This is a genomic window from Faecalicatena faecalis (assembly GCF_012524165.2).
Lineage (GTDB): Bacteria > Bacillota > Clostridia > Lachnospirales > Lachnospiraceae > Faecalicatena_A > Faecalicatena_A faecalis.
This window is the reverse complement of record NZ_JABACJ020000020.1, coordinates 91,871-102,524: the sequence shown is the minus strand read 5'-3', so window position 1 is coordinate 102,524 and position 10,654 is coordinate 91,871. Positions and strand designations below refer to the sequence as shown.

Below are 10,654 nucleotides of genomic sequence, written 5' to 3'. Positions count from 1 at the left end.
CAAGGGGCCAGGCCCCTTTGCTCTCCATGTTCAAAATATCCTGTCTTATTTATCGTATTTGTAGAATCCCTGGCCTGTTTTACGTCCCAGATGCCCGGCCTTCACCATTGTTTCCAGCAGTGGGCACGGTCTGTACTTACTGTCATGGAATCCGTTATATAATCCGGTCATGGTCGCGAGCATGACGTCGATTCCGACGAAGTCGGTCAGCTCTAAAGGCCCCATTGGGTGGTTCGCACCTAACTTCATGGCGTTGTCCACATCCTCAGGCCGGCAGCCCTCCATGACCAGAAAAGCAGCTTCGTTCTGCATCGGTACCAGGATCCGGTTCACGATGAAGCCCGGGTATTCCGGTGCATCTACGACGGTCTTCTGAATGCTGAGCGCGAACTCTCTCACCTTATTGTAGGTCTCATCGTCCGTGGCGATGCCGCGCACCAGCTCCACCAGCTTCATGACCGGGGCCGGATAGAAGAAGTGGACTCCCATCACTTTATGCGGCCTGTTGGTCACTGCTGCCATCTCGGAGATGCTCAGTCCAGAGGTGTTGGACACGATGACCGCCTCCGGGTCTGCTGCCTGGTCGATCTGCCCGAATACGGATTTCTTCAGCTCGATCTTTTCTGGCACTGCTTCAATGATGATCTCCGCCCCTTTGACATCCTCCATGTTGCTGCTGTAGGACATTCTTGCGAAGATCTCGTCCCTCTGTGCTTCTGTCATGCTTCCTTTTGCGATCTTCTTCGCGAACAGCTTCTCCATGTTCGCCTTCGCTTTTTCTATTGCCGGCTCAAATACATCGATGTTCTTTACTTCATATCCAGCCTGTGCACAGGTCTGTGCGATTCCGCTTCCCATCAGTCCTGCACCGATTACAGCTATGTTCACTGATACCGCCTCCTTCAACTGCCTTTTACGCTGCTATATTTATGATACTGAATATGTATCTTCCATTCCGATATCTTATACAATCATTCCGCCGCCGACATTAATCACTTCTGAAGTGATATAAGCAGCTTCATCAGATGCCAGGAAAGCAACCATATTTCCTACATCCTCTGGCTTTCCAGCATACCCCATTGGAATTCTCTGCATCATGCTGTCCCATGCAGCTCCATCATTGACTTCCTTTAATTTCAATGTCATATCAGTCTCAATAAATCCTGGGCAGATGACATTGCATGTAATTCCTTTTCTTGCATTTTCACGAGCTGCTGTTTTAGTAAGACCTACTACGCCTGCCTTGGCTGCTGCATAGTTCGCCTGGCCCAGATTTCCAAGCCAGCTGCCTGATGAAATGTTAATGATACGGCCTGATCCCTGATTTCTCATATATTTGATTGCTTCCTGTGTCCCATAAAATGTTCCGGTCAGATCCACATCAATGACTGTGTTCCAATTTTCAACCGGCATTTTATGCAGCATTCCATCACGATTGATTCCCGCATTATTGACCATAATATCCAAAGTTCCATACTTTTCAATGGCGAATGCCACCATAGCCTGAACTTCCTCCTGCTTTGCCACATTTACTGTAAATGTGCAGGCAGTTCCACCTTCTGCCTCAATCTCTGCCACTGCTTCATCTGCTGGAGCCATATCAGCAACTACAACTTTTGCTCCCTCTTTCGCAAGCTTCTTGGCAATTCCTTTTCCAAGTCCTCTTCCTGCACCAGTTACAATTGCTACTTTGTTTTCTAATCTCATTGTTGTTCTCCTTTCATGATATATAAATAAATTATTGTTTCTAAATCCATAACCTGTCGTTTAATCTGCCTGTGTATTTTTGCTCATAATTAAATCACGCATTCCAACAGGCCCTTCATTAAATAACGCTTCATCCATGACCTTCAAATCCTTACTGATAATAGGTTCAAAATCCATCAGATCAAGCACCTGTGTCTGCAGGTCAATACCCGGGGCAATCTCGATCAACATAACTCCATCTGGAACTAACTGAAATACAGCTCGTTCTGTCACAATATATACTTCCTGTCCCTTTTCACGGGAAATCTTACCGTTAAAAGAGTACTGTGCGACCTCGGATACCATCTTGCGGATCTTACCTTCATTTTCTATCGTCAATTTATGGTCTTTGAACGAAAATTTGCATCCACTTGCTGTAAATGTACCGCAGAAAACAACCTTCTTTGCATTCTGTGTAATATCAATAAATCCACCGCACCCCGTACAGCGAGGTCCCATCTTCGTAGCATTGATATTTCCCTGTCCATCTAATTCGCCAAAGCCCATAAAGGTCACATCTACACCGGCTCCGTTATAATAATCCATCTGCTCATGATGACCGATCATGGCATAAAGATTCTGGCCGATTCCAAAATCAATGCCTCCCGCCTGAACACCTCCGTAGATTCCTGATTCAACAGTAATCATGATATCGTCATTGATACCCTCCTCATTACTGATATTTCCGATAACGTCATTCGGGATTCCCGTTCCAAGATTCACCACACATCCCGGATAAACTTCCTCAATCGCTCTTCTTCCGATGAACTTCCGCACACTCATCGGCAGTGGTTCAATCGCATTCTGAGGTACTCTCGCCTGCCCGCTGTAAGAAGGATCAAAATACCAGGATGAAGTCTGTCTGTGGTCTGTCTCAGGATTCTCACATACGACAATACCATCGATAAATACACCCGGAACCGTCACATTTTTCGGATTAATTGTTCCAGTCTGTACCACTCGTTTTACCTGAGCGATTACCTTTCCGCCAAACCGCTTTGCCGCCATGACCGCAGCAAGCACCTCCAGCTTCATGGCTTCCTCATCTGTTGTCAGATTCCCCATCTCGTCGCACTCTGTTCCACGGATCAGACAGATATCGATTGGAACCTGTTTGTAGAACATATACTCTTCCCCATGGTAATCCATGATCTCAACGATATCCTCCAATTCCTTGGTGCGGTCGTTCATCTTACCGCCCTCCAGTCTTGGATCCACGAAAGTTCCCAGACCGACCTTTGACATCTTGCCTGGCAGTCCACATGCCATGCTTCTATAGAGCTGCGCGATCTGTCCCTGTGGCAGACAATAGGCCTCCACTTTATTTCCTGCGATCATCTCCATCCATCTTGGCTGCAGTCCCCAGTGTGAACCGATAATTCTGGTCACCATACCCTCATGTGCGAAATGCTGAATTCCGTCTTTCCGGTCACTCTGACCGCAAGAATGGAGCAGTGTCAGCCCCGCTGGATGCTGTGTTTCCAAAAATGAAGCCTCCAGAGCCTTTAGCACAGACTCGCTGGCACTTACAAGTGTCATGCCGACCGGACAAATCGTCATACCGTCTTTTACAAAACGTGCGGCCTCTTCTGCTGTGATAAAATTTGCCTTAATCATGTTTCATCCTCCATCAATAATTTTTTTATCGTATTTTTATCTGTTTTTCCATTTGCCGTCTGCGGCACCCTGTCAACTAATTTGATTTTAACCGGAATCTTGTACTTCGCAATTCTTCCTGCAAGATACTCCTTGATCATCTCCGGTGTCACCTCGCTGCCTGTCCGAAGCTGCACGACTGCTGCTGCCACTTCTCCATAAAGCTCGTCGGGTATTCCTACGACCGCTGCATCCTGAATCTCCTCCATGGATGTCAATTCATTCTCCACATCAAAGCACCAGATCTTTTCACCGCCGCGGTTGATCATATTTTTCTTCCGGTCTACTACAAATAGATACGAATCCTCCGTAAAATATCCGAGATCGCCTGTATACAGCCAGCCATCCTTTAGACTCTGTGATTTCTGCTTATAATAACTATCCAGAACCACGCTTCCCTTTACCACGATTTCTCCGACCTCTCCTGTCGGGAGCTCTTTTCCATCCTCATCCAGGATCATGAACTTTGTCCCTGGTATCGGTATTCCTGATGCCCCTATGTGAGTACTCGTGGCTGCATCCCCCGGAAAAACTGTGGCAGGAGAGCTGGTCTCCGTCAGCCCGTAAACAGTGTGGAATTTCGAATCTGGAAGCCATTTATGTAACTGCCTAAGCTTGCTCTTATTCATATTACTGCTCCCGCAGGCAAAGGACTTAAGCGACGGAATAGGAGGTGTATTTTCCCCTTCTTGAATCAAAAGGTTGAACACCGTAGGTGATGCATGGATAAATGTAAAACCTTTCTCCCTTGCTTCACGAATCACCCTGGACGCATCAAAGAATTTGTGAAGATAAAGTGTTCCTCCTGTGTGCAGGAAGAGACCCAAAAGAGCAACCAATCCAGTTATGTGATAAATCGGCGTTGCAATGACCGATATGTCTTCCTTTGTAATCCCCAGCGTCCTGCGGTAGGCCTCGACTGCATGCATAATATTATAATTCCGCAGTAAAACGCCCTTACTCTCAGAGGTCGTTCCCGAAGTAAACATAATAATTGCAGCATCTTTAGGGCTGCCCGTCTCTACGCCATCAAGTCCGCTTATATCCTGTGCTTTTAAAAGCGGCTGTGCATCCCATTCACGATAGAGATCTAAGAAACCATATTGTTCTTCGACCTTTCGCACTGTCATCACAGCCTCCGGCTGATACACGCCCTGAAACCATGCTTCATATTGCTCATCACAGATTACCAGCTCTACCTCGGCCCGTTTCGCCAGTGATAGTACCTCTTTTTCTTTAAACTTACTCGGAAGCGGTACCGTAACCGCTCCAAGTCTGCTAAGCGCCAGGAAAGACACACAAAACTCCACACAATTGTACATCATCAGCCCCACGTGGCTGCCCTTGCGTATTCCTTTTCTAAAGTACAGATAAGCTGAAAGCTCTTCACACCTCTGCTGGAAATTTTGATATGTATATTCTCTCCCATAATTATCTGATAAAGCGATCTTCTCCGGATAATAAGAAGCAGTTCTTTTTAAAGCCATATACAAATTATCCGGTAATCCTGGGAAAGTAGTTATCATTGGACTCCCCTGGAACTGTACTTGAATCAAGTCATTGGTAAGAGACTTATCCCATAAGAGATTCCCGTCTATCATTTTTCTCCTCCTTACTATCGCAGATTCCAATTTCCGGTTTTACGCAACCGTTTTCTCTTTTCTACATAGTATCAAACTCTCTTTTTTTCGTCAATGTGCATTTTTCCCATATATTTCAGGACTTTTTTGTGTATTTTTCCTTTATTTACGTTTTCTTCCTATAATAAGTGCACGAAAACCATTTTTATCACTTTTGCACAATTTACATGGTGTGTTTTTATATTTATTATACAATTCGTTTTCATTTTCGGCAAAAATATTGTTTTCTAAAATCAACTGTGCTATTATCATAACCAGAAAACGCAAGAAATCGATTGCGTACACATTTTTAACGATTTCAGTTATCGTTTTCTTGTCGCATGACTGTCTTTTCAAAGAACTACTTTTAAAGAAAGGAGTAAAATTATGAAAAAGAGCTCAAAAATTGCATTTGTAATCTTCAATATCATTTATTTCTTTGTAGATTACATCCTGGTAACCTTCCTGCCTAATCCGATCTTATTCGGATGGCTGCCTCTGCAGCTCTGTATCCTGCTCTTCCTGCCAGTACCGGCAGCGATTGTCTGGGGAATTTACTTTAATGCTTTTTTCAACACACAAAAGCATGTGAAATCATGATTTAAAAAGTAATGGATCTATGACAAAAGAGAAATAAGGAGGATAATATAATGAAACCAGCAGTATTTATTAGTTTGGGAATTTTGGCATATGCTATCTTTATTGTATGGCACGGCTTTCGTTCCTTCAAATCAACCAGTGAATCATCTGAAAAGTTCTTCACTGCAGACAGAGGACTGAATCCTTTCGTCCTATTATGTACCACATCAATCTCCGTATTCAGTGCTCTTGCCTTTTACGGAGCACCATCAGGAATTTATAAAGACGGAATCGGATTTTATTCCAATACCGGTGGTATGGTAGCCGGACTTATGTTCGTTATTCTTGGTTACCGCCTGTGGCTTCTTGGAAAAGAGTACGGTTTCACTACACCAGTTGATTATTTAAGATCCAGATATTATTCAGAAGGTTATGGCCTGCTCGTATCCATCGTACTGATTCTTTTCATCATCCCGTATGTAGCAATGCAGCTCATTGCCATCGGTGATGCTGTCGTAGTAACAACAGAAGGAATGGTACCTTATGTTATCGCTGTTGCCGTAGGTACGATCGTTGTATCCCTTCATATCATCGGAGGCGGTATGGGATCTGTTGCCTGGATGGATACCTTCCATATGTGCCTTGGTTTTGGTACATTATTAACACTTATCGTTTATCTGACAATGCACTACTTCCCGAATGGCGGGTTCGTAGAAGCAGTTGATATTATGAGACAGAATGGTACCTTTGACATTCTTTCCACACCTGGTCCTAACGGTGCATTTGATTGGAAAGGTATCGTAGGAAACGCCTTGACCGGAGCTATCGCAACAGTAGTATGGCCTCACATTTTCATGAGAACCTTTGTTGCATCCAGCAAAGAGAACTTCCGTCAGATGTCATGGGCTATGCCGATTTCCTACGTTTTAGTATATACACCAATCGTATTAATCGGTGCAATCCTTGCTCCTGCTATCTTAGGTGCAGGCTTTGACAAACCAGACAACATCGTAGCAGTACTGTCTACACAGTATGCTCCTCCGTTTATTGCATTTATCTCCTTGCTCTGCCTCTTCGCTTTCGGTGTATCCACAGCAGACTCTCTGCTCTTATCCGCAAGTGCAATGGCTTCAAGAGATATCTACCTGCATCATGTTTACGAATTAAAGGGAAGATCCTCAGATTCAAAACAGGTTGTAAAGTTTGGCCGTATCGTATTATTGGTGCTGATGATCATCACACTTATTATCGTAGCTGTCAGACCAGCTTCTATTACAGATTATGCATATAAGCTTTCTTCACCGTTCTTTGCCCAGATCCTTCCAGCAACTGTTGCCGGATTATTCTGGAAAAAGGCTACCAAGGAAGGTGCAATCGCAGGAACTGTATCCGGTCTGATCGTAGCAATTATCTTTACATTTATAGTAACACCGCCGCTTGGATTCTCCGCTTTGATCTGGGCACTTGTAGTCAACACAGCATTATTGGTTATCGTAAGTCTCTGCACAAAAGTACCAGAGGAAATCATCGCAAAATATCATACCAGAATCGATTCTATCATCTACTCTGGTGCTGAGCTTACTTCTTTGACAGACGCTACAATTGCTGCTGTAAACGAAAAATAATATTTTATTTTAAAATTGGAGGTCGTAAATGATGTTTAAATTATTAACAAGGACAAACTTAGCTGAAAAAGAAACAGAACAGGAATCTGAACTGCATGAATTAGTACCCGATACATATAACCTGATTCCATTTCAGGTATATCAGGTAGGTATCAAACATCCTGATACATGGCATGTTTTCGTAAACCCGAGCAAATCCTTTGCATTCCATGATGGTTTTGCAAAGATCGACCGCTCCGCTGACAAAAAATGTGCTGATCAGGCTTCTCTCTCCCTTCGTTGGGCAAAGTTGAAAAAGGATACGAACATCGACGAATACATGGAAGAGGTCCAGAGACAGTATGAAAAGAAACAAAAGAAAAATAAAAAAGACCATTTTGAGATTCTTTCCATAGAGCCACTTGATAATATGCCGCATAAAGCGTACCTTATGTACTCTTCCATACGTGCTAATCACTCTGTTTACCGCTCTATGGGACAGGAAGAAACAATCATGGCTATGCAGCTCACTACCTACTGCCCTGTAACAAAACGGCTTGTCATTGCAAATATAGCTTCCACACCTGAGGATTTCGATAAGAAAAACGAGATCTACAAAGAAATCTTATTTTCACTGACCTGTCATTAATCAGTTTAAACATCAAACACTTCCAGCCTCCCGGACTCTTTTATGCCGGGAGGTTTTTCTAAGTAACCGCTTTCCTTTTTCCATGTCACGCGGTATAATAAACACAATAGCAGAAAATAGAAAGTATGCTTAATATTCCCGCTTATTAGGAGGCAGATTATGAGTGAAAAACCTTACACCATCTCGCAGGTAGCAAAAATGCTTGGGGTTTCACCATCTACCGTATCACGGGCAATGAACAATGCTCCTGGAGTCAGTGACTCTGTACGTAAGCAGATCCTTGAATTCGTAGATGAAATAGGATACCGTCCCAACACAGTAGCACAAAGTTTAAGCCGCGGACGCAGCAATATGGTAGCCCTGATCTTAGGAGATATCAGGAATCCTTTTTATGCCGATCTGGCCTTTGGCATCCAGAAGGCACTGGACACAAAGGGATTCATCGTAACGACATTTAACAGTGAATATGACTATAAAAAAGAAAAACAGTTTATCCAGTTTGCAGAACAGTACAACTATTCCGGTATCATACTCGTGACCGTGAACAGTGAGGAGGCTGACAAGTATCTGGGACATCTTGATATCCCCGTCCTCCTTGTGAACCGTATCACCAAGCACTATAACGGCCCCCTGATCGTAACAGACAACTTCCAGGCTGGTTATATTGCGGCGAGGCATCTGATTAATCTGGGACACAAAAGAATCGGCTTTCTTGCCGGACAGAACAAAAGCTCCAGCGCCTCTTCACAACGTTTTCAGGGATTTCAGCAGGCATTGAATAACTATCAGTTGGATTATCATGCTGATTACTGCCTGTATGATCTGGACTGGAGAATGAATACAGGCTACCAAGCTGCAGAAAGCATTTTTAGCACGCCCCGGGAGACGAAACAGCGCCCGTCCGCGTTTTTAATTGCCAATGATCTGCTTGCGCTCGGATTCATGAATTACTGCGGCGAACATGGCATTCGCATCCCCGATGACATCTCTATTGTCAGCTTCGATGATATCGCTTATTCCAGCCTGCATCAGATACAGTTGACCACAGTAAGCCAGCATGTAGAAACCATGAGCAAGGAGGCGGCTGATCTTATGCTTCAGTTGTTAACTGATCCGCCCAAGGAACCAAAGCGAGTGATCATAGAGCCCACTCTTATTGTCCGCAATACGACCCAGCACTATCAAGAGCCTTAAAAACTCTTCTAACGATTAAATCCCCGGCATCATAACGATACCGGGGATTCTCATATGTGTCTTCGTTAAAGCGGATATTCGCTATCCGCTCCTCTACTTTCTTGATGTTGCTATATTATGCTATCTTCCTGCTACGTGCATACCCCTGGATCTTCTCCAAAAGTTCCGCACAGTCATCACTATGGATGACAAGTTCTACTCCGTCCGCCTTGCTGATTGCAATCACTCCCAGAAGGGATTTCGCATCTACTATATTTTTTCCACTTTTCAGGTCAATATCGTATTCATACTGATTCATTATATCCACAAACTCAGTAATATCTTCTGGCCGGCGAAAACAAATTTCAACTTTTTGCATGTCCTGTTTTCCTCCTTTACTTTGTGTATATGATTATTCTATCCATAATACTGGGATTTATTCCCAGAAAGCAAGGACTTTATTTGTAATTTTTCAGGACTTTATTTGTCGAAATTTGTCGAATCTCTTTTATTTTGCTTCCTCAGTACTGTTGGTCTGCTCCACCTGCACACAATTATCAACAAGATATTCTGCAACCTTCTGCTGCAGGATCGTATTCTTTAACACATCTTCTCCAACCTGCTCCTTGAACTCCTTTACATCCTGATCTCCGGCGTATTCCTTGATCTGCTTCTCATATTCCTTGTCAGAAGGCTCCAGATTCTTCTTCTTCGCAATCAGTTCACATGCCAGCTTTCTTTTCACTGCTGTCTCGGCTGCATTCTTGGACTCTTTGTTAAAATCATCCTCAGACATCTGCATCATCTGGTCACGGAAATCCTCGAACTCCATCCCGTAAACAGCTGCCATCTGCTGATAGTAGGATTCAATGGATGCCATCTGATCCTTGACCTGATCCTCCGGCAGCTTCTTCACCTCGATCTGATCTACGAGAGCCTCCATAACACTATTCTGCAGAGTGCTCTTTACGCTCTCCTTATTGTTCTTTTCCAGTTCCTTCTTGACTTCCTTCTTATACTCTTCCACAGTCTTGGATTTTTCACTATTCTCCTTGACCCACTTATCCGTCAATTCCGGAACATGCTGAACAGAAATCTTATTGAGCTTAATGTTGAATACAGCAACTTTATTCGCCATATCAGGGTAGTTCTCCGGGAACTGTACTGTAATATCAAATGTCTCTCCTATGTTGTGTCCGACGATCTGCTCCTCGAATCCCTTATAATCACCATTGGCTCCGATAAAGCTGCCTGAACCTAAAACAAGGTCACTGCCCTGTGCAGAACCGCCTTCAAACTCTGCTCCATCCACAGTTCCTTTATAATCGATATTCACCGTATCACCGTCCTGTGCTGCACGGTCTGTTATCTCCTCTGTAGTCGCTGCTGCAGAAAGCCGGCCATTGATCGAATTCTCAACATCTACGTCCGTCACCTCTGTTGCTTCTGCCTTCGGAACCTCAAGCCCGTCATACTGCTTGACCGTAATATATTCATTAGAAAGCTGTTTGCTGCAGCCTGCAAGCGATGCTGCCATCAAAACACTCATTGTCAGTGCCAATAATCTCTTCTTCATTCTTTCACCTCATGTTGTCCTTCTCTATATTCGTGCAGAAACGCAATACCTG

Annotated in this window: 10 protein-coding genes; 4 read left to right on the top strand and 6 right to left on the bottom strand. The window is 43.9% G+C overall.

Features of this window, described 5'->3' with window-relative positions:
* Positions 1-45 precede the first annotated feature (45 nt).
* The 4 genes from HGO97_RS17780 to HGO97_RS17765 form a co-directional block, all read right to left on the bottom strand.
* On the bottom strand, positions 46-888 hold the full coding sequence (locus tag HGO97_RS17780) for a 3-hydroxyacyl-CoA dehydrogenase family protein (RefSeq protein WP_216244270.1): 843 nt from the start codon (positions 886-888) through the stop codon (positions 46-48).
* A gap of 75 nt (positions 889-963) precedes the next feature.
* The gene (fabG, locus tag HGO97_RS17775; protein WP_216244269.1) at positions 964-1,707 is read right to left on the bottom strand and encodes a 3-oxoacyl-ACP reductase FabG; all 744 of its coding nucleotides are present in this window, start codon (positions 1,705-1,707) and stop codon (positions 964-966) included.
* A 60-nt stretch (positions 1,708-1,767) separates the two neighbouring features.
* On the bottom strand, positions 1,768-3,363 hold the full coding sequence (locus tag HGO97_RS17770) for an acyl CoA:acetate/3-ketoacid CoA transferase (protein WP_216244268.1): 1,596 nt from the start codon (positions 3,361-3,363) through the stop codon (positions 1,768-1,770).
* On the bottom strand, positions 3,360-5,003 hold the full coding sequence (locus tag HGO97_RS17765) for a class I adenylate-forming enzyme family protein (protein WP_216244267.1): 1,644 nt from the start codon (positions 5,001-5,003) through the stop codon (positions 3,360-3,362). The genes HGO97_RS17770 and HGO97_RS17765 overlap by 4 nt, the downstream gene beginning before the upstream one ends.
* Before the next feature lie 405 nt (positions 5,004-5,408).
* Here HGO97_RS17765 and HGO97_RS17760 point away from each other — a divergent pair, with 405 nt between their 5' ends.
* The 4 genes from HGO97_RS17760 to HGO97_RS17745 all read left to right on the top strand — a co-directional run bounded on the left by HGO97_RS17760 (position 5,409) and on the right by HGO97_RS17745 (position 9,047).
* Entirely contained in the window at positions 5,409-5,621 is a 213-nt protein-coding gene (locus HGO97_RS17760) for a hypothetical protein (protein ID WP_216244266.1), read from the top strand.
* A 50-nt stretch (positions 5,622-5,671) separates the two neighbouring features.
* Positions 5,672-7,225: a sodium:solute symporter family protein gene (locus HGO97_RS17755; RefSeq protein WP_216244265.1), complete on the top strand. Its 1,554-nt coding sequence runs from the start codon at positions 5,672-5,674 to the stop codon at positions 7,223-7,225.
* Positions 7,226-7,253: 28 nt separating this feature from the next.
* A complete protein-coding gene (locus tag HGO97_RS17750; RefSeq protein ID WP_216244264.1) occupies positions 7,254-7,853 on the top strand; it encodes a hypothetical protein in 600 nt (199 codons plus the stop codon).
* Between the two features lie 159 nt (positions 7,854-8,012).
* Positions 8,013-9,047, top strand: a complete 1,035-nt coding sequence (locus HGO97_RS17745) for a LacI family DNA-binding transcriptional regulator (protein WP_216244263.1) — start codon at positions 8,013-8,015, stop codon at positions 9,045-9,047.
* Positions 9,048-9,162: 115 nt separating this feature from the next.
* Here the strand turns inward: HGO97_RS17745 and HGO97_RS17740 are convergent, their stop codons facing one another.
* The gene (locus HGO97_RS17740; RefSeq protein ID WP_216244262.1) at positions 9,163-9,405 is read right to left on the bottom strand and encodes an HPr family phosphocarrier protein; all 243 of its coding nucleotides are present in this window, start codon (positions 9,403-9,405) and stop codon (positions 9,163-9,165) included.
* Positions 9,406-9,534: 129 nt separating this feature from the next.
* Positions 9,535-10,602 (bottom strand): trigger factor, encoded by a 1,068-nt coding sequence (gene tig / locus HGO97_RS17735; protein WP_216244261.1) that lies wholly within the window; start codon positions 10,600-10,602, stop codon positions 9,535-9,537.
* Positions 10,603-10,654: the final 52 nt, after the last annotated feature.